Source organism: Janthinobacterium sp. YR213 (assembly GCF_900099875.1).
Lineage (GTDB): Bacteria > Pseudomonadota > Gammaproteobacteria > Burkholderiales > Burkholderiaceae_D > Janthinobacterium > Janthinobacterium lividum.
On sequence record NZ_FNDA01000001.1, the window covers coordinates 795979 to 816815 of the forward strand.

Genomic DNA, 20837 nt, shown 5'->3' on the forward strand with positions numbered 1-20837 from the left:
CACATGCAAAATCTCCCCTTTTCCCGCCGCCGTTTCCTCGGTTCCATGCTGAGCCTGGCCGGCACCACGGCCGCCCCCTTCGCCATGAACCTGGCCGCCATGGGCAACGCCGCCGCGCAAACGGCCGGCGACTACAAGGCCATGGTGTGCCTGTTCATGGCAGGCGGCAACGACGCCTTCAACACGGTGCTGGCCACCGATCCCACGTCATGGAATGAATACGCGCGCCTGCGCAACACGGGCGGCGTCGATTCCATCCATCTGCCCGGCGTGGGCGAGACGGGCGGCGTGCTGCCCATCGTGCCCGCCACCGCGCAAACGGGCCGCGCCTTCGCCCTGCATCCCCAGCTGGCGCCCCTGAAAGACCTGTTCGACAATGGCCGCGCCGCCATCGTGGCCAATGTGGGCACCCTGATCCAGCCCGCCACCCTGGCGCAGTACAAGGCAGGCAGCGTGGCCTTGCCACCCAAACTGTTCTCGCACAACGACCAGCAATCGACGTGGCAATCCGGTTCACCCGAAGGGGCCAGCACGGGCTGGGGCGGCCGCGTGGCCGACGTGGCCGGCTCGCTCAATACGAATGCCATGTTCACGGCCATTTCCGCTGCGGGCAACACTGTCTTTCTCAGCGGGCGCCAGGTGCGCCAGTTCCAGGTGGGCCAGGCGGGCGCCGTGCCCATCCGCGGCTTGAGCGGCAACCTGTTTGGCAGCACGGGCGGTGCGGGCGCATTGCAAGCCATCATCAACGATGCGGGAAGCGACCTGATCGAACAGGAGCACGTGGCCGTCGTGCAGCGCGCCATTTCCAGCCAGAGCATCCTCAGCGGCGCCATGCTGGCAGCCGGCGCGGGCGGCGTGCCCAATCCCCCGCCCTACATCAATCCGAACACGGGCGTGTCCGGCGTCAATCCGCTGGCCGTGCAATTGCAGACCGTGGCGCGCATCATCGGCGGGCGCGGCGCCCTGGGGGCGAAACGGCAAGTGTTTTATGTGACACTGGGCAGCTTCGACACGCATGACCGGCAAAAAGTGCTGCATGCCGACCTGATGGCGCGCCTGGCCCATGCGCTGGCGTACTTCGACACGACCCTGGCGGCCCTGCAGGGCGCGGACCTGCGGCGCCAGGTGACGACGTTTACAGCGTCGGACTTCGGCCGCACCTTCAGCAGCAACGGCGACGGCACGGATCACGGCTGGGGCGCGCACCACTTTGTCGTGGGCGGCGCCGTGAAGGGCCGCGACATCTACGGCGCCTTCCCCGTCACGGGCCTGGGCCATGAGCTGGACGTCGGTTCCGGCGCCCTGCTGCCGACCACCTCCGTCGACCAGTACGGCGCCACCCTGGCCAAGTGGTTCGGCGTGGCCGACAGCCAGCTGGCCGGGGTCTTCCCGAACATCGGCAACTTCAGCCGGCGCGACCTGGGTTTCATGACGACAACTTAACCGTTCACGGCGACAATCAGGGTGATGACATAGCCCTGCGTGGCATTGCCCGTCACCGTGGCCATCTGCAAGCTGGTGCCGTCGCTGAAGACATTGTCGGTGGCATAGCTAATCTGCGACAGATTACGCACGCTGGCCGTGTAGCCGCTGGCCGTGTAAGCCTCGCTCAACGTTGCCATCGGGAAAGTGAATTGCGACGTCTTGATGCGGTTCGCGGCAGAGGCCGCCTTGACCAGGCTGGGATAGACCTCGAAATGCACGTGCGGCATGCGTCCCGCGTAGCAGCCGGGAAAGATGGTCGTGAAGCTGAGGTTGCCGGCGCTGTCCGTTTCCTGCACGCCGCGCAAGTAATTCTGCGCCGTCACGCCGCTCGAATACAGCGAATACAAACCTTCGCGGTCGCAATGCCACAGATAGACGGCGTAGCCGGCCAGACTGGCGCAATTGCCGCTGGCGTTAAGCAACTGCAAATTGATGGTCAATGGCACGCCCGCCGCCACGCCCGTGGCGCCATTGAAACTGGCGCGGATATCGCTGCGCACGACGCCTGACTGGTTCAGCACGTTGATGATGCTGCCGCCATTCGTGTTCGTGCCGTCGGCCGGGTACGGCCCGCCCGTTTCTTCTGGAATCACCGTGCAGGCGCCCGTGGTCGGTATCGTGACGGTGCCGGCGCTGCCAGCGGCAGCGCTGCTGCTTCCCGTGCTGCTGGCGTCCGACCCGCCGCCGCAGCTCATCAAAGGCAAGGTGGCGGCGCCGGCCAGCAGCCAGCGCAACACTTGCCGCCGCTCAGCTGCCTGCTGCCGCATCATTTCGAGGTCGGATGCCAGGCCGTGATCATGTAATTCCATACATACTCCATCAAGGCAAGCCCGCCAAGGCGGGGCTCAGGCTGGCGCACAGGAACAGCGCCTGTGTCGCATGTCGCGAGAGCGCCTGCAAGCTGCTGCCCGGACGCAAGGCATGGATGCGCATGCTGACTCTCCCTGTGATCGCGCGTGCGTTTTACGGGAGGCGCCGGGGGCCGCGCGGAACTTGGCGGCTGTCGTGCCACTGCTGCGCCTGCTGGCGCTGTTCCGGCGTCAGCACGGCCAGCAATTGCTGCTCCAGCCGCGCCTGCTGCAAGCTGATCTTTGCCATGGCTTGCGCCGCCGTATTCGCCAGCGCGCTGGCCTTGGCATCGTCGTAGGCGCTGGATCCGGCCAGCGCGCGCAGCTGCGCATGGGCCTTGAAGGCGATCTTTTCCTGTTCCCGCAGCAAGGGCGCCTGGGCATAGGTGGCGGCGAAGACCTTGTCCTGCTGCGCTTCGCTCAAATCGATGCCGTGCAGGAACGGCGGCAAGCCTGGCGCGCCCGGGCCATGGCCGAAGCCGGGCGGCGGCCCTTCCACGGTGCGCGCTGGCGGGCCGTCCGGTGCAGATTCTTGCTGGGCCAGTGCCAGCAGCGGCATGCTGCAGGCGGACAGCAGCAACAGGGATACGGCAATACTCAGGTATTTCATCGGGCTTTCCTTTCGTGGCGATCAGCCCTGATTGTCGGCGCCTGACGTGTAAAGCAACGTTAGGGCCGCGTAAAAGCGTGTAAAGGAAAGGGGCGGAATGTAAGCAGACGTATGTAAAAGCGGGTAAAACCACCGTGAACAGCCCCCTTTGACTGCTATCATCGGGCGATATTCACCCGAAAAAGCACAGGCATGAGCAAGGTTTTGTTAATCGATGACGACGTGGAACTGGTCGGCATGTTCCAGGAATACCTGACGCAGGAAGGTTTTGACGCCCGCGCCGTGCATGACGGCGAAAGCGGTGCGGCCGAAGCGCTGACGGGCCTGTATGCCATCGCCATCCTCGACGTCATGATGCCGCGCATGAATGGCCTGGAAACCCTGCGCCGCATCCGCGCCGGCAGCAATCTGCCCATCTTGATGCTGACGGCGCGCGGCGACGATACGGACCGCATTGTGGGGCTGGAGCTGGGCGCCGACGATTACGTGACCAAACCGTGCACGCCGCGCGAGCTGACGGCGCGCATCCGCGCCATCCTGCGCCGCGCGCAAGCGGCGCCACCCGATACGTCGGGCCTGGCGCCGCTGACCGTGGGCCAGTTGACGATGTGGCCCGAACAGCGCCGCGCCGCCTGGGCCGGCATGCACCTGGAGCTGACGAGCACGGAATTCAACCTGCTGGAAGTGCTGGTGCGCCATGCGGGCAAGCCCGTCAGCAAGAATCAGTTGTCCGAACTGGGCCTGGGCCGGCCCATGGCCCGCTTCGACCGCAATATCGACGTGCACTTGAGCAGCCTGCGCCGCAAACTCGGCAGCCTGGCCGACGGCCGCTCCTGCCTGCAAACCGTGTACCGTCTCGGCTATCAGCTGATCAAGGAGTAAGCGTGGGCCGCCTGTTCTGGAAGTTTTTTCTGTGCATCATGCTGGCGCAAGTGACGGCCACCATCGGCATCGGCGGCACCTTCTGGCTGAAAAACCGGGCCGCGCAGCAGGAGCGGGCCCTCGACATCGATACCAGCCCGCCCGCGCAAATGATCATCGAGGCCGCCAGCGCCACCCTGGAAGCGGGCGGCAGTCAGGCATTACGGCAATTCCTGGGCAAGCTCGAACGCATGCGCGTGTTCGCCGTCGATGCCAAAGGGCAAGAATTGATGGGCCGCGCCGTGCATCCCGCCATGCTGGCCAAGGCGCGCGCCATGCTGAAACAGGGCCAGGCCCATCCTGTCGTGCGCGAAGCGGCCGGCAGCGACGGCCAGCGCTACCTGCTGTTCCTGCCCTCGTCCGAACGTTTCCGCAATGCCGAGGCGGGCGCCGCGCGCGACACGCTCATCGCCGTCGCCATGAGCGGCCCGCGCGCCATGGGACCCGGCCCACGGCCCAACGACGCGGGCGCCCCGCCGCCACGCGGCGAATTCGGCCGCGGCATGCCGCCGCGCATGGACAGCCCCTACCGCACCTTCATTCCCCTGGCGGCCGCCATCGCCGCCAGCCTGCTGTTCGCTTTTTTGCTGGCCTGGTATTTTGCGCGCCCCATCCGCGACTTGCGGCAAGCGTTCGAAGCCGCCTCGCACGGCAACCTGGCGCCGCGCTTTCACCCCAGCGGCAAGCGCGGCGATGAATTGACGGACCTGGGCCGCGATTTCGACCGCATGACGGGCCGTTTGCGCAGCCTCATGGATAGCCAGACGCGTTTGCTGCATGACGTCTCGCACGAGTTGCGCTCGCCGCTGGCGCGCTTGCAGGCCGCCATCGGCCTGGCGCACCAGCAACCGGAAAAGATGGCCGCCTCGATGCAGCGCATCGAACGCGAAAGCGAACGCATGGATAAGCTGATCGGTGAACTGCTGACCCTGTCGCGGCTGGAAGCGGGCGCCGTGCAAGCGGGCGCCGGGCACGCGCACAGCGAAGACGTCGGCATCGCCGACCTCGTGCACGACATCGTGGACGACGCCCGCTATGAAGCCAGGGCGCGCCTGATGGGCATCGACCTGGCGGTCGACGCGGCCATGGCCGACGCCAGCGTCACGGGCCAGCCCGAACTGCTGGCGCGCGCCGTGGAAAACGTGGTGCGCAATGCCGTCAAGCATAGCCCCGATGGCGGCACGGTGGACGTGGAGCTGTCGCGCCTGCATGACGGCAAGCAGGAGTGGCTGCGCATCGCCGTGCTGGACCGGGGGCCCGGCGTGGCCAGCGCCGACCTGGCCCGCATTTTTGAACCGTTCTTCCGCGCCAGCAATACCCAGCACAGCACGGACGGCCACGGCCTGGGCCTGGCCATCGCCCGGCACGTCATCAACGCCCATGGCGGCAGCATCGGGGCCAGCTTGCGCAGCGGTGGCGGACTGTGCGTGGAAATGCTGCTACCCGTCAAAACGCCAGGCTGACCTGTCGGCGAGCCTGGCGTCTTTTACGCGCGGAGAATGCTGTTACGCCTGCGTATCGATGATACTGCCCAAGGTGGACGAGGTCGATTTGGCCGGGCTCGTCGCCGTATCGGCGCTGCTGGCCGGCTGAGCATCCTGCTGCGCCGCCTTCTGCGCGGCCGCCGCCTGTAACTGGGCAATTTGCGCCTGCAAGGCCTGGATTTGCTGCGCCAGCTGCTGCTGCAGCTTTTGCGACGCCTCCGTCTGCTCGCCCTTCTGCGACTCCGTCAACTGCTTTTGCGCCGCCGTGATCTGCTTTTGCAGCGCCGCGATCTGCGAACCGCTGCCCGCACTGGCGCTACTGGCTGCGCTGACCGCGCCGCCTGAACCGATTGCCGCTACCATACTGCCTCCTCAGTGTTTCAATACCAAGGTTAACGGCAAGCATGGCGCGTGGATGTAGGGCGGCAGGTGTAAAGGCAGGTAAAGACGGCTGGCACCCCTCCCTGCACGGCGATCAGGTCTTCGGCAATGTCACGCCAACCTGGCCCTGGTACTTGCCGCCGCGGTCCTTGTACGACGTTTCGCACACTTCATCGGACTCGAAGAACAGCACTTGCGCCACGCCTTCGTTGGCGTAGATTTTCGCCGGCAACGGTGTCGTATTCGAAAATTCCAGCGTCACATAGCCTTCCCATTCCGGTTCGAACGGGGTGACGTTGACGATGATGCCGCAGCGCGCATACGTGCTCTTGCCCAGGCAAATCGTCAGCACATTGCGGGGAATGCGGAAATACTCCACGGTACGGGCCAGCGCGAACGAATTCGGCGGAATGATGCAATAGCCCTTGCCGGACACGTCGACGAAGTTGTTCGCGTCAAAATCCTTCGGGTCGACGATGGTGGTGTTGATGTTGGTAAATAACTTGAACTCGTCGGCGCAGCGGATGTCATAGCCATAGCTGGACGTGCCGTAGGAAACGATGCGGTTGCCGTCGCGTTCCTTGACCTGGCCCGGTTCGAACGGCTCGATCATGCCCGTTGTTTCCGCCATGCGGCGTATCCATTTATCGCTTTTAATCGTCATCGCAGGGGTATCTTTCTAGAATATCGGAATGGCTGGGGCCGCACGCTTGCTGCAGGCGCGGCCCGGATGGCAGGATTTTACGCGAAAATCCACCGTTGTTGGCCCCCATCCCCTGAAAATCCTTGGCGATATTCTATTGCTTCGCCAGCAATGCCGTGATCATCTCGCGCACCACTTGCGCCGTCAGTTCCGGGTTTTCCATGGGAAACAGATGCCCGCCCGGCACCTGACGGAAAAACTTGCCGACCAGCTTGCGCGTGGCCTTCAAGCCCGCTTGCCGGCATTCCACCGATTCCGTGCCGCCGATAAAACCGATGGGAACAGGAAAACCATCCTTGACGAGGCCGCCGATGTGGTGCGGCAGGCTGCGGTAGACCTGCGTTTCCACTTCGCGCGTAAAGCGCAGCTGCACCCCTTCCGGATGGGGAACCAGGCCGCTGTCGATGTAGTCGCGCAACACATGCGGTGCCCAGATGGCGAACATGTCCTTGGCCGCGAAGTGTTCATACGCGGCTTGCGCGTCCGGCCACAGCTTGCGCCGCCGGGCGGAAAAACGTGACGGCGAGAACCGCTCGCCCAGCGCCGTGTTGCGCGCCAGCCGCACCAGCAAGGCGCGCCAGCCCGCCACCACGGGCGAATCGAGCAAGACCACGCAGCGCACCAGGTCGGGCCGCTGCTTGGCCACCATCACGCTGAGCATGCCGCCCAGCGAATGGCCGACGAGGATCACGGGCGCACTGTAGCGGCGCTCCAGTTCATCGATATACTCGCGCACCAGCTCGGGCCAGCCCGTGCTGACGGGGTAAGCGGGGTCGTGTGCATGCATGTCGAGCGCCTGCACGGTGTAGTGCTGGCCCAGCAAGCCGAACAGCTTGCGGTAAGTGCCGGCAGGATAACTATTAGCGTGGGCAAAGTGCAGTTGCGGGAGGGTCATCGTGGGACGGTGCCGGTGAATGCGATAAACAATTGTAATGGCATGCCGGCAAGACGTATCAGAGGAAGGCCTCTAATTGCCGGGGCGCATGGGCCATGCCGGGCACGAACGCCGCCAGCACTTCGCCCAGCTCGGCGTTTGAATCCACCACGCAAAAAGCGTCGTCAAACGCGTGGTGACGGTTCATGGAATTGCGCACGACGATGCATTCCAGTCCGGCCGCGTTGGCGGCGCGCAAGCCGCGCGGCGAGTCTTCCACGGCCACGCAGTCGGCGGCGGCCAGCCCCAGGCGCTGCAAGCCCAACTGGTAGCCGTCGGGCGCCGGCTTGCTTTCGCCATACATTTCCCGCGTCAGCACGAAGTCGAAGTGGCCGAGCAAGCCCGTGGCAGCATGGCTGATGTCAAAGTGCTGCGCATACGCGCTGGTGACGACGCCCATCGCCACATGCGGGCGCAGCGCCGCCAGCACTGGCCCGATGCCGGGCATGGCCAGCTGGCGCGCCTGGCGCAGGCGCTGCGCGAACAGCACGGTGCGCTCGGCCCGCAGGCGCTCGACCAGCTCGATCTCATGGCCCTGCCCCAGCAGCACATGCCAGGCGCCGTAGTTATTGTCCAGGAACCAGTCAAAGAATTGCTTCGGCGTCAGGTCTATGCCGTAGGGCAGGAGCAAGTCGCGGTTGCTTTCGTAAAACAGCTGCTCGGTGTTGACCAGCACGCCATCGTTGTCCCACAGCACGCCCTGGATGGTTTTCATGGCTTGTTGTCGTTCAGAAACTTACTTGAAGAAAATGTCGTAGGACAACTTGACGATCAGCAGCACCAGCAGCACGAGGAAGAGGATGCGCACGAAGGCGGCGCCGCGGCGCACGGCGATCCAGGTGCCCGTCAGGGCGCCCAGGATGTTGCACACAGCCATCGGTGCGGCCACGGCGTACACCACGTGGCCGGCAGGAATGAAGAAGGCCAGCGCGGCCACGTTGGTGGCGATATTCACCAGTTTCGAGCAGGCCGAGGCGAGGATGAAATCGAAGCCGAAGACGCGGATGAACAGGAAAATCAGGAAGCTGCCCGTGCCCGGCCCGAACAGGCCGTCATAAAAGCCGATGGCGCCGCCGATGACGATGGCGAGGATGCGTTCGCGCGATCCGATGGGGCGCGCTTCGCGCGTCGTGCCGAAATCCTTCTTGATGAAGGTGTAGATGGCCATGATGATGATCAATACCAGCACCATGGGACGCACCACCTGTTGCGGCACGTAGGACACGGCGGCCGCGCCGATGAAGGACATGACGAAAGCGCTGGCCACGGCCGGCAGCACCAGCAGCCACGGGATGTGCACCTTGCCGACAAACGAGCGGGCGGCAAACGTGGTGCCGCAGGCGGACGCCAGCTTGTTCGTGCCCAGCAAGGAGGTCGAGGCCATGTTCGGCATCAGGTTGAACAGGGCCGGCAGCTGGATCAGCCCGCCCCCGCCCACGGCGGCATCGATCAGGCCGGCAAAGAAGGCAAATAAACACAGCAGCGAGATGGTCAGCATGATAGGCAGTAAGGAATGGGCGACAGCGGCAGTATAGGCGTCGTGGATTTTTCCGGATGCAACTTCATATTGCGGAAAACGCAATCAGGCGTAACGCTTGACGGAATGCGCCCCATGCGGTCTACTGGCCTCTTTTGCCGGGAGCCGCACGATGTCGATGAAACTGATGTGGGAGATCCGCGCCTTCTGCACCGTGGTCGAAAAGCGCAGCTTCATCCACGCGGCGCGCATGCTGGGACGCTCGCCGTCGGCCGTCACGCGCGCCATCCAGTTCCTCGAAGACGCCATCGGCGCCGAGCTGATCCTGCGCACGCAAAAGCAGTTCACCCTGACGACGGCCGGCGAAACGTATTACGCGTCGGCCAAGCACTTGCTGGAAACGCAAGCCGAAGCGGAAGACCAATTGGCGGAATTGAGCAACTCGCCGCAAGGCTGGGTGCGCCTCTCGGCACCGGAAATCCTGTCGCTGGGGTTCTTGCCGAAAGTGGTGGCGCAATTTTCGCGCGACTACCCGAATGTGTCGGTGGACATCCATTTCTCGGACAAATCGATCGACCCCATCCAGGAAAAGCTGGACTTCGCCATCCGCGGCGCCTTTCCCCAGTCGAGCGAGCTGATCGGCTACCCCTTGTGGAATTACCGCCGTTACATGTATGCCTCGCCCGACTATATAGAGCGCATGGGCGCGCCCGGAGAACCGGAGGAACTGGCCGGCCACGACATCATCATGCACTCGGCCCCCCGCATCCTGCGCGACTGGCATTTCGTTTCCAGCGAGCGCAACGTGCGCTACCAGGTGCAACCGCGTTTCCGCTTCACCTCCGGCATCGCCACCTTCCAGGCGGCACTGGAAGGCGCCGGCATCGTGCGTCTGGCCAGCTGGCTGGCGGAACCGGCCGTGGCAGCTGGCACCTTGCGGCGGGTCTGCACGGCCTACCGTCTCACGTCGTCGAAGGAGCTGGACCCCAGCATCCACGCCGTGTATGGCACCTCGCGCATGGCCAAGGGGGCGCGGCTGTTTCTGGAGTATGTGCGACAGCGGGGGCTGGAAATACCGGATGAACGTGTAATTTAAGGACTATTTCCCGACGATAGCATCGCTATACACGGCAAACTGCGCGCCATCGAAGTCAAAAGCGGCCACCTCATACATGCCCAGCCGTTCATGCGCGCGCAGCGAGCCTGGATTGTCGCGCCGGATGAACAGCACTGCTTCCTTGCCCGCATGCTGCTCGCGCATGGCAGAGTACAGCAGCGCCAGCAAACCCTGCCCACGCTCCGAGTCCGCAATGCAGACGGGGCCGTACACATAGGCGTTGCCACTGCCCGCATACGCGGCCAGCATGGCCAATACCACGGGCGCCTGCGCAGCGGCTGGCGCCGCGCTGAACAACACGCCAACGACAGGTCCGTCCGCTGCGCGCCGCGCCACGATGACGGGCGACGCGCCATCCGCCATGCTGGCCACCTTGTCGCGTGAAAACTCGCCCGTCAGACTGCCGCCCTGCGAGGGGGAATTGGCTTGCAGCAAGGCTGTGATGGAGTCGATGTCGGCGGCCTGGGCCGTGCTGACAAGATAAGGATGGCTGGAATGGCGCAATCTGGACTCCCGGGACGATGTTGCGGGAGCGTAGCATGAAAGCGCTAGCGCCCATGCCAGTAACGCGGCCGGCTTGCCCGATACAAGGTCACGCCGATACCATCGCCAAACGCCAGCACCACCGCTCCTTCCACATCCGTGCGCAGCCGCGCAATCCCCATGTCCCCATAGCGCGCATACACCTGCGCCTTCGGATGCTTATAACGGTTCCTGTGTCCCACCTGGAAAATCGCCAGGGTCGGATGGACGGCGTTCAGGAACGCCGGCGTCGACGAGGTGGGCTTGTTTTCCATACACCATATCCTGTCAATCGTATATTTTTGTGCAACTGTAGTACGGTCCATCCGACGAACAGCTAGTCGGATTTGCTTGCCTGACATGCAACAACCTGATACTTTTTCTCTGACAACTTCATTGCAGGTGACAACTTGGGCTTGAGAATAGAACAGAGTGACAACTCACTGAAAGCTGTTTTTTCTGGCGATTTCGGGGAGGATTTTCGATCGGACCTAACACCCCTCCTTATCCTTGGAAGAGACCTTGATCAGCTGTTGTTACCAATCCTAGACGGCATTCGCCTAAAGAGGCCAGCCACAATTAAGACCCATCTCCTCAAACTACGCTCACTTGGCGAAACTTTTATTTTTCTCGGTATAACAGAACTTCCTACAACCGAAGACGACTGGCAAAAACTTGTTTTGGATGTTCACCGACACGTTCTCACTCGCAAGGATAGAACAGCTAGTCTGAAAACACGGTCCATCGCCGACTGGCAGATGACCCGCAGCTTTTTCTTAATCTTAGCCGAGTCTGGAATAATGCCGATTTCAGTTATTCTGCCAATAGTAAGAGAAAATATGGCGTCGCTCGATATTTCACCATATCAAAATAAACTACTTGGAAAATCAAATCCTGTCGTGGTTACTGCAGATACACGGATGGATAAACTATTATATTCTATATCCCTATCTAGAACCGATGCTGAATATCTTGATGAAGTCCGAGACTCACTTACGCTGCGACGAAACACACTAAAGAAATCACTGACGGAATATTGGAAAACATTAAAGGAAAATCTAAACTTCGGCATAGAACTTAGAGCATCAGTTAACTGGGAGCAATTGACCCAGAAAATAGATTTAGCCACAAGCAAATCTAGCAAAAACAACTTACTCAATCCCAACAACGGACGCATCCAGCTTGCCAACTATCTAACAGTCATACAATATAAATTTAATGGATATCCGCCATCTGATGACAAATTACGCGCGGTCTTGGGTGGGGTTAGAAACTGGCCGTTGGTGTCATCGAATGGTGTAATTAGCTCGTGGGCAGAAAACAACGGTGGACCAGCCGCATTCTATGAAACGTCTGGATGGTCACACCGTCAAGCATTATGGTGGTGGTTAGGAAGAATCAGTCATTTTGATGTATCAATGCTGACGGCGCTACTTATTCTCCTACAACCATCGTGGACACCAGGATCAATTATTCAGGCAAAAATAGAAAATCGGCATGGGAAATCATATCTCGATTTTAGAGACGACGAAAAAACGTACACAGTTGAAAAACCTCGAGCTAAGGCAATGAAAGAAGAAATACTCGATCCAATTGCACTCGATATAATTTCAACATTAATTGAATGCAACAAAGATCTGCGGAATAAATTAATTAAGAGCAACGACCCCAAAGCGCATCTACTTTTCCTGCCGTATGGTAAAACCGTAGTCAGTGTTCCCAGTCCCGTGTTTGCGACCGCTTATCTTAGCGGGTCTGGAGATAAGCCGAATCACGTTCAAAGTACGCGGTCACCCGACTATATATGGATTGGAAATTTGTTCCCAGAGCTTGTCAAAATCGGACTAGGGAAAGGAACGATCAGCTTTAAGAAAATTCGGGCAACAGAGGGTGTACTAGAATGGTTCAGAACAAAGAGTTTACGCGCAGTTTCGAAAAAACTTGGAAACACGGAGAGAGTTGCACTTCAGCACTACATACCGAAGGCGCTCCTCGACTCCTGGAACACGCGAATCGTTCGACGATTTCAGAACCTGCTAATTGTGGTCGCAGCGGCAGACACGCAGTTTCTCCTCGATGTAAGCGATTTCGCGAACACAGCTGATCTACATGCATTTTTAGTAGACATGCTTCGACTACATGGACCTACTGAAGCTCCGCTAGCTCAACTTCTACATGAAAAATTTGGATTTGTAACCAATGATGGAAAGTCGAAGGTGCCTAAGATGTATGCCAACCCCAATAGTCAACTGCACGTTTCCATAGGCAAGGCCGCACTAACTGCTTTGTACTCATATCAAACAGCTCTGCAGAATTCCCCTTTTCCAGCCGACTTTTTGGACAAGGTCGATCCAGTCACAGGGCTATCCCCCAGGCACTTTATTTCGCTTACCGATCTATTGCAAATGAGATTACCAAAAGATAAAAATCCCGAATATGTCGCGTGTCATCAAGAGGCACTCGCAATTGCAGGATCTCCAAAAAATCTCGAAAAATGGGAAAGGTTATTAAGAAATGTTAAATAATTTCAAGATCTTTCCAGTAGAATTTACGCCTTTAGAACAAGCCCAGGCGCTCGTGTTGCTAGACGAGGCGAACCGTGCATCAATAACGTACAAAGGAAGTTATCAATCAAGCTGGCTACTATGCGATGTACACTCTAAAGTCTGGAGAATAAGTAAAGGTAACGAAACTAGAGATTTCAGCGGTGAAATTAAGGGCTTCTACGAGTATAACTGGGCCACCAAACTCTACGATGGAACTGAACTAACGGACAAGATAAATCAGGAAGCTTTGCACGGACTTCAACGTCTGGCGTTTTTGGCTCGAGAACTTCCTCGGGGCCCCGACACTCTATCGACCTATAAAAATTTTCTTTGGAGCCTTAATTTTTTGATTCGGTGGTGCTACCTCCACAGCGACATACTCAATCCAAGACAATACCTCTTCTCTAAGCTCGAGCACAATCATTTTGTCGACTTATTTACTCAATTAGGGGAAGGCGGCACCGCTTTCGCTCTTCGATACCCTGAACAATTTATGAGAACTGTCTTCCCTTTCGTGCTCGGACGCGATCCTTCATTGGATGAACTCGCGAATCCGCTATCCATAAATTTTGACGACCGTAAATCGGTGCGCGATTGGTTCTCATCGCATGGAGAAATGGAGCGTGTAATGCGCACGGAGCGGACTTTTACCATTAAAAAGTCCACGATCGCTAGGCTTTTAGGAGTAGATGTCAAGTTCGTAAGAGGCGGACAACGCTGGAGGGCATTTCTCAATCAATTTTCAATTAGTGACGAGTTGAGAGACGATCAAACCATCCTAACCTCTTCAAGACGAGAACACAAATCACAGCGCGATCTCTCATCAAACGAGATGCGTGATAGTGGAACAAAAGAGAAAACCCTACAAAAATATTATGATGATATCAAACACATAGTTTCATTGCACCGTAATTTACCTAATTTTTGCCCGCACCCAATTCACTTTAATCCAAAGAAATTGCGGCGGGTGATAATAGAAGTAAGCGTAGTGTCAAGTCGTACTCCGTGGATTCCACTTGACATAGCACTAGCCTACACGACTCAAGCCCTTCAATGGATACACGTGTACGGTAAGGATCTAGTTACCACATTTCTTTACGCATACCGCGAGTTGCATGCCAGAGGATTACTTATATCAGGGCCAGAACCCGACAAAGAGGCCCCTACAAAAGCAGATTATGTCACAGCAGCCCGGAGCCTAGCCGCAGCTCGCGACAAGTTTGTACAGAGCCTAGAAATACCGGAATCCCTTCGAGCACTGAAGCTTGAGGGATGGGGATGCCATGTACACCTAAACGGAAACAAAGCATTTTCGAAGCTGAGAGATAACCCTTCCTTACTAGATGCTTTAATGATTCTTGTTGGAGCAATAACAATAGTCGTGGCAACGATGAAGCCGATCCGCGAGTCGGAATTCCGGGCGTTAAAACGTGATTGTCTGCTGTTTGTCGACGGAGATGGATATTGGTTATCTCAAGACATGCGAAAGAAAAACGTAGGTGACGTGTGGCCAAAAGACGCGCGCCCAATACCCACTGTGGCTGCAACGGCACTTCAACTGCTCAAAGTACTCACAGATGAACTTAAGAACATTTTAAACGTAGAGGACCCTTGGATCCTAGATAGCTTGCTCACACTTCCATCATTTGGACGATATGAAGCTGAAGTGGATGGAACGTTATCAACGCATCAACTTAACGGAATACTGGACGCCTTTTGTGACCATGTAGCGCTACCACCTGACGCTACTGGGCGTCGCTGGTATCTAAGAATTCATGAAATGCGGAAGAGCTTTCTTATTACTTTTTTTTGGATGTACCGCTACTCGAACCTTGATGCCGCAAGGTGGATCGCAGGGCATAATAACCCAGAGCACCTTTATACCTATATTCAAGCAAATTTTCCTGGCGACGAGCTCCCCGCTATTGAGGCGGAATATGCCAGCCAGATTTTACGTGACTATGACAGGTGTTCGACTAGCGAAAAATTGAAAAATATTGACGCGTTGCATCAAGAAGTATGCACGCATTTCTCAGTCGGCGACGTTTCCTTAGTAGACGACGAGACGCTTAGAGCTTGGTTAGAAATCCAGTTTTCCACTGGCGAATTTGAGATCTTACCATACTCAATAAAGAATCCCGATGGCGGCCTTCGTACCGAAATCGGCTTCCGCATCACACCAATTTGATTAGGAATTAGGTAAATGAATACACGCGATAGCACATTAGCTCGCTTTGCGTTACTAGAAAAGGCGCTTAGAGGAGAAAAATCAATTCCGGCATCCTTAAGGCACGCTTGTAGGTCCCAAGGTAAGTTAGCGAGGCTTAGTTTACCGAATTTAGGCATTGAACCGATGTCTCTTAACACGCTAAAAAACCAGGCTGATGTTGCCATTGAGAGTGGTGGATGGGAGAAGTTGGACGAGATGAGGCAGTCATATTTACATGCAATAGAAGGTTCCGCACCCTCTTCGGAAAAACCACTCTCAGCAACAGAGCAGTTAAAGACAGCTATCGCTCGACTAGAGGAGTCGCTTGCAATTGAGCGACGCTATCGTCTACGACTCCAGACTTCTTATGCTGCCCTAATTAGAAGGATGCGGATATCAGCAGAATCTGATCAAGATCTCGCGATTTTTTTGAACAGACATCTCGCTGCCTTCTCTTTAAAAACTCTTTCAATCGCAAGCCGAACGGACGATGATGCGCCCTGACAAACAGCTATTCACACTTCTGCGTGACGTAGACGCGACTCATGAATCGGCATATAGCCCCGTTTCAGCGGTCTTTACCGCCAGAGAGCTTGTTCTTCCAGTCGCTTTTGCCATTTCTTGGCCAGACGGCACCCCCTGCAGCCTTGTGGAGAACTACTTGATTGAGCAGTATCGCGATGGTGCGTCCGTTCGCGAAGACGGCGGTAGCCTACGTGCTATCGCGTCGAAGCTAACCCATTTGATTAGGCATTGCTGGATGCTTAAGCGCGATTTTTGGGAACTCGACGATGACGACATATTCATCCTTATCAAAAATCTGATGGAAGAACGAAAAAAAACTGCACCCTTGGTACGTGCCAGGGATAACAACACGGTGCGAGCCATCATCTCAACAGTAGTGACCTTTCTCTCTTGGCTACAAAAGGAGTTTTTAATAAACCAGAAACTGATAGGCCCTGGAGCCGGGTACCGGATACGGCTTGCCGAGCGCAAAACTTTTGATCCATATAGCAATAAGTCGACGGTGCGTCTAGTCTACGGGAGGTTACCTCCAAAAGATTCTAAAGAGCCGAAACGTCCGATTTCACGAGAGAAGCGTAACCGGCTATGGGAAGGAGTTGGCGAACTAACAAAATCAAAATCCTTTGTGGTCGGACACAGTCATGACGCCCGACTGGGTAACTTTCTCAGCCATTATTTAAAACAAAGACGCGAGCTCCTGTTAGAGTTACTCGAAGCAACAGGCGCCAGGCCCGGCGAATTGGCTAGACTAAGCGTCCTCGCAAACGAGAACTGCTACAAAGCACAGGAATTGGTTTTAGACACGCTGAAGCGCCGTCGTGAAATACAGCGAAAAATCAAACTGCAACCGGGGGTAGCAATGCGGCTTACAGTCTTCATAAAAAAGCATCGTGCATCCCTCATTTCTGAACTGAGCAAGAAAGGAATAGTGAGCTTTCCAGACGACCGGGTATTCATTGGCGCCAATGGTCGGCCGCTATCCGAAAGAACTATGGGTTGCGAATTCAGGAGGATATCAACCGCTGCGGGATTGACGGACGTCCAAAGCTGTATGTCGATGTTCCGTCATAGATATATAACGAAACAGGTTGCTTTACATCTCGAAGCATACTTAGGAGCAAGCGGCCGGACGCAACAGATGATGACAGATATCGACTACCGAACAATCCTTAAGAAAGTTGCAACTACTACCGGGCACGGTAGCGAGACCAGCTTGTTACATTATCTGGATATGGCTTGGGATGAGCTTGGCCATGGCAGAAAGGTTGATGCTGCAAACTCAATAGATGCCGCCATTGATAGCGCTATGACGGGCATAATCTCATTGATCGGAACCCTTAGCCAATCGCAGCTAAAAACAAACATTGGGTTACAGTCTGCACGAGATTTCCTTGAGAAAATTCGAATGGAGTTACGAACAGCCCATCTAAAGTCGTAACGCAATGTAAGTAGCCATTGCCGTTGCCTAGCGCCCATCGCGGCCCTCTATGCTGATCGCCACTCCTTCCCAAAGCAACGCATCGATGCCACCAGCATATGTGCAAATAAGCCTGATGCGATGCTTCGCGCAATCGACCAACTCGGCACTGGCACCAGCACCATGGTGTCGCATCAGTTGCGAGCCAGTTTGAGACGCACGTATCAAATCAAACCGCAGCAGTCCGTTATGAGCTCCGCCCCCTCTAACGTTCCAGTTACCCCCCGCTGCCCAAGCGGGATAGCGGCATATGGTGCACTAGATGTCGTTAGAAGAAAGATGGTTAATAGAGATGGGTGTAAAAAAATCCTCCCACCTCACAACCATCTAACCCGGCTAGCACAATGAGAGCATTATAAAAAAAATAATAAAAAATTTTGTTTAATGACGCTTGCAAGCAGAAAGCGTAAATTCTTCAAATGCAAATTCCGCTTTACTAGAAATTTCAACTAGATATTCCGCAGTATCAATGCGAATCCCGGTCGAAATTTCGGTTGCTAGGATACTGTAAAATCCACAATTATTGTTACTCATTAACGCGACGCATCAACAAGTTAAATATTATTGACAATCACTAAAAATATGATACATCAAAGATGATGTGAATTTCATAGAGAAATTAATAATTAGAAAAATTTAGACACGGCTATATAAACCTCAAAAAATTACCCAGAAATATAGCGAAATTTTCATCCTTGAATATTCTGAGCGAGTCGCTCGACGCCTGAATAATCTTCGAAAGACATATTGAGCGATGACAATACATTATCACTTATACCATAATTTTTCAACCGACTAGTAGCATCTTTTATTTTCTTAATTGCATCATTACTTTTAAAAAGTGTCGCTCTCTTTCTTCCTACCAGTTTCAAAAAATCAGTCGTATTATAGCCAGATCTCTCTTTTATTGGTATTTTAGTTTCAAAAATAGAAAGCAGTGAACTGGCGGCATGCGATGCTTGTTCGAATATTGGATCGACATAACGATTATAGAGTTGATTGTAACATTGCGATAATGCATTAAGCATTTTGCAGCACGATTCCAGACTGATTGCGGTCTTCTCGATATCATCGCTCATTGCATATGCTATTAGCAAAGCGTTCTCAGAAAAGTTCCTTTCCTTACCTTCGCAGACGCCCCATTCAAAATAAAAACCACGATGAGCCGGATAATATGATGATTCTCGGAATAGCCTTATTGACTCCGCTGCATTATTTTCGCGCCGATACAAAGATGCGAGTTTTGTCAATAAATGAAAATTACCCTCTTCGTTCTCGTATAAATTTCTTGCCACATCGATAGCCAAGCCGGTTTTACCTGATTTAAAAAGACCTTCTGAGAGTTCAAAAAACCAAAAATTTTTATTTAGAACTTGCTCAGTCTCTGATCTTCGTTGCTCAGACAAGGCCAATTCAATAAAATATCGAGCAACATCTTTATTAAAACGACTTTCCAGCACTTCCACAATTGCGTCTGCAATATATTTATGGCGCGTAAAAATAAAATTAGCCGTTGTCGCGGCTGCAGCTTCCCTGCCAAGTGGGCGGATGACCTTTGCTACCATTTTGGAGATTGGAAGGTTTAAAACTCCAGCTAAAGTCGCAAAACTAAGCTTATCAAAGCCCTCAGAATGCATTGCAGCGATATAGCCTAATGCATCCATCAAACTTTGATCATCATTTAAGTTGTGCCCCTCAAGTCTAGCAAGCATTTTTTCAGCGTGGTCAAGCAAATCATTTCCGTGACGTGCGACAAGAAGTGCGCCAAAGAAAGCTCCATAATTACCCTTCGCCTCCTTCTTTGCGTAATATTTAAGTTTGTCGACACGTTTTGTCTCATCTAACGCCGATAATTCGGCACCAAGTCCATCTTCCCCATAGGCAGCCCACGCGTCAACAATAAATTCCGCATCACGAGTGCTTAAATCCTTTAGGATTATTTCTTTATACTTTGCGGTGTAATCCCATGCCAGTACGCTTGCTCCAGAAGAAAACCAATCCGAATCACGACTGGCCAATATAAAGCTAATTTGGCCATCGTAGCCATCGAAACCGTTATCGATAAACCGGAGTATTTCTTTTGCAGACTGGTCGGCCTCATCGATCACCATTAACCAGCTGTGATGGGTTTTTAAAATAGGCAATAAATCAATTACGGAAAATGGGCGAACATGGTTAGTTCTAATAAGTGCCTTTTTCTCCTGATCAATTTGCAGAATTTCTAAGCATGCCTGAAATAAAGCTGTAGTTTTCCCCTCACATCCAGCACCGACTACAGCAGAAACTATCGGATCAGCGCTAATCGATGAGAAATTATTAGTTATTTTCGAAACAATGTCTCGGCGAGGTATAGACTCAGAAAGAACTGTATTCCAAGTGGGCGCGGCGCCGTCGAAATAGCGCAATGCTTGATCTTTATCAAGAAATATTCTACATTTCTCTAATTCATCGAGACTTTTTACTATCCAGCCTGTTGGTGGATCAACTCTCTTTCTAGGAGTATAATCAACCTTTATTTTATTCGTAGGAGCTAAAAATCGCCATATCCCACCAATACGATTATTTTCATGAAATGTTTCTCCGCTTAATGTCCAACATTGATTGCTAAAACTCCATGTAAAGGGTTCCAAATCAATATTTTTTCGGTCGTCTGATAATTCCGCCCAGAGAAAACCATTTTTCCACTTACTTCCCTCAGGTGCTTGCCAAGCAGCACCACTCTGTATACAAATAAAATCTCCTGTTGCGCTTAACGCTGGCTTAGCCCAGGATTTATGCATATGGCCATGAAGGTAAATGACATTATGTTCGCCAAATATGACTTCTATCGGTTGAATTACACGTTCGTGAAACCACGAAAGAGGATGATGTCCAAGAACGATTTTTATTGAAGAATTTTTTGTTTTCGCTAAATTATCACGTAGGATTTGTAGCCCAGGTGTAATATTTCCGAAATCGCCCTCACCATCACAAAGCCAAGCAGTATTTATTCCGACAACACTAATCTCTACGTCATCTATTAAAAATTCCTGTACATAACCACCTACTTCGCTTCCGAAATTAACCAAATTATCGTTACCTACGCCAAAAATATAATTTTCAAAACGATCTGCCAGCATTTTTCTTTTTCTAAGGGATTCCACCGTTGGATAAAATGCTCCAGCATCATCCCTCAAAAATTTCTCTTTACTAAAGCCCGGATTGATTTCGCGGTCTAAGTCATGATTACCTGGCACCGTAATAATTCGATCAATAAATTCATTTCCAAAAATTTCCAAAAGCTTCTTGACTATTAAACTATTAAATAAATCATATTCATCCAACCGCCCAGAATTTGCAATATCTCCAGTAATAAAAACAAAATCAGGAAAAATTCCAGCACTTTTTTTCTGTTCAATATGCTCAATCAGTTTCTGCGCAGAAAATTTCTGCTCATATAAACTTTTACCAAAATGAAAATCTGAAAGGTGCAACCAATTAATTTTTCTGTTCATCTTTAATTTTCTTGTGTTTTTGCGAAAAAATTATGCAGTTAGAACCCTAACTGCACAATATTCTGGAGGATGTGCAATTAGACTAGGAACAACGGTTAAACTTA

The 20837-nt window shown here is 54.2% G+C and carries 18 protein-coding genes; 8 read left to right on the forward strand and 10 right to left on the reverse strand.

Translation table 11 applies throughout. The annotated features are described in order from the left end of the window. The first annotated feature begins 3 nt into the window (after positions 1 to 3). On the forward strand, positions 4 to 1443 hold the full coding sequence (locus tag BLT98_RS03580; protein ID WP_092605305.1) for a DUF1501 domain-containing protein: 1440 nt from the start codon (positions 4 to 6) through the stop codon (positions 1441 to 1443). Here the strand turns inward: BLT98_RS03580 and BLT98_RS03585 are convergent. Further along, entirely contained in the window at positions 1440 to 2294 is an 855-nt protein-coding gene (locus tag BLT98_RS03585) for a dioxygenase family protein (RefSeq protein WP_092605307.1), read from the reverse strand. The two genes, BLT98_RS03580 and BLT98_RS03585, sit on opposite strands and share 4 nt — an antisense overlap. Before the next feature lie 154 nt (positions 2295 to 2448). Next, the gene (locus tag BLT98_RS03590; protein ID WP_092605309.1) at positions 2449 to 2943 is read right to left on the reverse strand and encodes a Spy/CpxP family protein refolding chaperone; all 495 of its coding nucleotides are present in this window, start codon (positions 2941 to 2943) and stop codon (positions 2449 to 2451) included. Between the two features lie 192 nt (positions 2944 to 3135). Here BLT98_RS03590 and BLT98_RS03595 point away from each other — a divergent pair, with 192 nt between their 5' ends. Both BLT98_RS03595 and BLT98_RS03600 read left to right on the forward strand, forming a co-directional pair. Continuing rightward, positions 3136 to 3825: a response regulator transcription factor gene (locus BLT98_RS03595; protein WP_034784412.1), complete on the forward strand. Its 690-nt coding sequence runs from the start codon at positions 3136 to 3138 to the stop codon at positions 3823 to 3825. 2 nt (positions 3826 to 3827) lie between these two features. Continuing rightward, positions 3828 to 5327 (forward strand): HAMP domain-containing sensor histidine kinase, encoded by a 1500-nt coding sequence (locus BLT98_RS03600; RefSeq protein ID WP_092605311.1) that lies wholly within the window; start codon positions 3828 to 3830, stop codon positions 5325 to 5327. Between the two features lie 42 nt (positions 5328 to 5369). Here BLT98_RS03600 and BLT98_RS03605 read toward each other — a convergent pair whose 3' ends face one another. The 5 genes from BLT98_RS03605 to BLT98_RS03625 form a co-directional block, all read right to left on the reverse strand. Beyond that, on the reverse strand, positions 5370 to 5711 hold the full coding sequence (locus BLT98_RS03605; RefSeq protein WP_092605313.1) for a FlxA-like family protein: 342 nt from the start codon (positions 5709 to 5711) through the stop codon (positions 5370 to 5372). A gap of 112 nt (positions 5712 to 5823) precedes the next feature. Further along, positions 5824 to 6393, reverse strand: coding sequence for a dCTP deaminase (gene dcd / locus BLT98_RS03610; protein ID WP_034755486.1), 570 nt, complete (start codon positions 6391 to 6393; stop codon positions 5824 to 5826). A 133-nt stretch (positions 6394 to 6526) separates the two neighbouring features. Then, complete coding sequence (locus BLT98_RS03615) at positions 6527 to 7327, reverse strand: alpha/beta fold hydrolase (protein WP_034784409.1); 801 nt, start codon at positions 7325 to 7327, stop codon at positions 6527 to 6529. Between the two features lie 58 nt (positions 7328 to 7385). Next, positions 7386 to 8081 (reverse strand): HAD family hydrolase, encoded by a 696-nt coding sequence (locus BLT98_RS03620; RefSeq protein WP_092605315.1) that lies wholly within the window; start codon positions 8079 to 8081, stop codon positions 7386 to 7388. A 21-nt stretch (positions 8082 to 8102) separates the two neighbouring features. Next, positions 8103 to 8864: a sulfite exporter TauE/SafE family protein gene (locus tag BLT98_RS03625; protein ID WP_034784407.1), complete on the reverse strand. Its 762-nt coding sequence runs from the start codon at positions 8862 to 8864 to the stop codon at positions 8103 to 8105. Between the two features lie 151 nt (positions 8865 to 9015). Between BLT98_RS03625 and BLT98_RS03630 the strand changes: the two genes are divergently transcribed. Beyond that, positions 9016 to 9939: a LysR family transcriptional regulator gene (locus BLT98_RS03630; protein ID WP_034784406.1), complete on the forward strand. Its 924-nt coding sequence runs from the start codon at positions 9016 to 9018 to the stop codon at positions 9937 to 9939. Positions 9940 to 9942: 3 nt separating this feature from the next. Here BLT98_RS03630 and BLT98_RS03635 read toward each other — a convergent pair whose 3' ends face one another. Continuing rightward, positions 9943 to 10464, reverse strand: a complete 522-nt coding sequence (locus BLT98_RS03635; RefSeq protein ID WP_070254206.1) for a GNAT family N-acetyltransferase — start codon at positions 10462 to 10464, stop codon at positions 9943 to 9945. A 44-nt stretch (positions 10465 to 10508) separates the two neighbouring features. Further along, positions 10509 to 10757: a ComEC/Rec2 family competence protein gene (locus BLT98_RS03640; RefSeq protein ID WP_092605317.1), complete on the reverse strand. Its 249-nt coding sequence runs from the start codon at positions 10755 to 10757 to the stop codon at positions 10509 to 10511. Between the two features lie 135 nt (positions 10758 to 10892). Here BLT98_RS03640 and BLT98_RS28605 point away from each other — a divergent pair, with 135 nt between their 5' ends. The 4 genes from BLT98_RS28605 to BLT98_RS03650 are packed head-to-tail and all read left to right on the forward strand — an operon-like array spanning position 10893 to position 17200. After that, positions 10893 to 13007, forward strand: coding sequence for a hypothetical protein (locus BLT98_RS28605; protein ID WP_170846276.1), 2115 nt, complete (start codon positions 10893 to 10895; stop codon positions 13005 to 13007). Continuing rightward, the gene (locus tag BLT98_RS28610) at positions 12997 to 15216 is read left to right on the forward strand and encodes a hypothetical protein (RefSeq protein WP_139179022.1); all 2220 of its coding nucleotides are present in this window, start codon (positions 12997 to 12999) and stop codon (positions 15214 to 15216) included. Before BLT98_RS28605 ends, BLT98_RS28610 begins: the two co-directional genes overlap by 11 nt. Before the next feature lie 15 nt (positions 15217 to 15231). Then, positions 15232 to 15741: a hypothetical protein gene (locus tag BLT98_RS28615; RefSeq protein WP_139179025.1), complete on the forward strand. Its 510-nt coding sequence runs from the start codon at positions 15232 to 15234 to the stop codon at positions 15739 to 15741. After that, positions 15728 to 17200 carry a site-specific integrase gene (locus BLT98_RS03650; RefSeq protein WP_092605321.1) on the forward strand — a complete coding sequence of 491 codons (1473 nt, stop codon included), beginning with the start codon at positions 15728 to 15730 and terminating at the stop codon, positions 17198 to 17200. Before BLT98_RS28615 ends, BLT98_RS03650 begins: the two co-directional genes overlap by 14 nt. 728 nt (positions 17201 to 17928) lie before the next feature. Here the strand turns inward: BLT98_RS03650 and BLT98_RS03655 are convergent. Further along, a complete protein-coding gene (locus BLT98_RS03655; protein ID WP_092605323.1) occupies positions 17929 to 20733 on the reverse strand; it encodes a metallophosphoesterase family protein in 2805 nt (934 codons plus the stop codon). Positions 20734 to 20837: the final 104 nt, after the last annotated feature.

Bases quoted from the DNA above. Each gene is read 5' to 3' on its own strand.
- BLT98_RS03580 (WP_092605305.1), top strand. From the start codon at position 4: ATGCAAAATCTCCCCTTTTCCCGCCGCCGTTTCCTCGGTTCCATGCTG.
- BLT98_RS03585 (WP_092605307.1), bottom strand. From the start codon at position 2,294: ATGGAATTACATGATCACGGCCTGGCATCCGACCTCGAAATGATGCGG.
- BLT98_RS03590 (WP_092605309.1), bottom strand. From the start codon at position 2,943: ATGAAATACCTGAGTATTGCCGTATCCCTGTTGCTGCTGTCCGCCTGC.
- BLT98_RS03595 (WP_034784412.1), top strand. From the start codon at position 3,136: ATGAGCAAGGTTTTGTTAATCGATGACGACGTGGAACTGGTCGGCATG.
- BLT98_RS03605 (WP_092605313.1), bottom strand. From the start codon at position 5,711: ATGGTAGCGGCAATCGGTTCAGGCGGCGCGGTCAGCGCAGCCAGTAGC.
- dcd (WP_034755486.1), bottom strand. From the start codon at position 6,393: ATGACGATTAAAAGCGATAAATGGATACGCCGCATGGCGGAAACAACG.
- BLT98_RS03615 (WP_034784409.1), bottom strand. From the start codon at position 7,327: ATGACCCTCCCGCAACTGCACTTTGCCCACGCTAATAGTTATCCTGCC.
- BLT98_RS03620 (WP_092605315.1), bottom strand. From the start codon at position 8,081: ATGAAAACCATCCAGGGCGTGCTGTGGGACAACGATGGCGTGCTGGTC.
- BLT98_RS03625 (WP_034784407.1), bottom strand. From the start codon at position 8,864: ATGCTGACCATCTCGCTGCTGTGTTTATTTGCCTTCTTTGCCGGCCTG.
- BLT98_RS03630 (WP_034784406.1), top strand. From the start codon at position 9,016: ATGTCGATGAAACTGATGTGGGAGATCCGCGCCTTCTGCACCGTGGTC.
- BLT98_RS03640 (WP_092605317.1), bottom strand. From the start codon at position 10,757: ATGGAAAACAAGCCCACCTCGTCGACGCCGGCGTTCCTGAACGCCGTC.
- BLT98_RS28610 (WP_139179022.1), top strand. From the start codon at position 12,997: ATGTTAAATAATTTCAAGATCTTTCCAGTAGAATTTACGCCTTTAGAA.
- BLT98_RS28615 (WP_139179025.1), top strand. From the start codon at position 15,232: ATGAATACACGCGATAGCACATTAGCTCGCTTTGCGTTACTAGAAAAG.
- BLT98_RS03650 (WP_092605321.1), top strand. From the start codon at position 15,728: ATGATGCGCCCTGACAAACAGCTATTCACACTTCTGCGTGACGTAGAC.
- BLT98_RS03655 (WP_092605323.1), bottom strand. From the start codon at position 20,733: ATGAACAGAAAAATTAATTGGTTGCACCTTTCAGATTTTCATTTTGGT.